This window comes from Rhodoplanes sp. P11, assembly GCF_964266735.1.
Taxonomy (GTDB): domain Bacteria; phylum Pseudomonadota; class Alphaproteobacteria; order Rhizobiales; family Xanthobacteraceae; genus Rhodoplanes; species Rhodoplanes serenus.
In genome coordinates, this window is record NZ_CAXWGY010000006.1 from 1 (window position 1) to 396 (window position 396).

Genomic DNA, 396 nt, shown 5'->3' on the forward strand with positions numbered 1-396 from the left:
GACACGCATATTGCCACAATGGACCCGAATTATGATATTATTGTTGCCTCCGGCGGCGACGGTACAGTGAATATTGTGCTGAATGCTATGATGCGCCGTGGTCTGCATATTCCTTTGGGTATCATTCCTTCCGGCACGGCAAATGATTTTGCGACCTACCTTGGCTTCAAAAGCGGCGAGGTAGAGGATGTTTGCAGAACGATTGTTTCCACAAAGCCGGTGGATATTGATTTGGGTCTGGTGAATGATTCCATTTTCTTTATCAATGTCTGCGCAGGCGGCTTTTTCACAAATGTTTCACAGATTGTGGATAAGGATGTGAAAAACGCACTTGGCAGCCTTTCTTACTATTTAAAGGGCGTGGAGCAGCTGCCGCAGTTCAGAAAGGTGCCGTTT

At 46.7% G+C, this 396-nt stretch carries 1 protein-coding gene; it reads left to right on the top strand.

Going from position 1 to position 396, the window contains the following annotated elements; genetic code table 11:
* A partial coding sequence (locus ACFQUV_RS09265) for a diacylglycerol kinase family protein (protein ID WP_378394675.1) occupies positions 1-396 on the top strand: 396 nt, incomplete at both ends.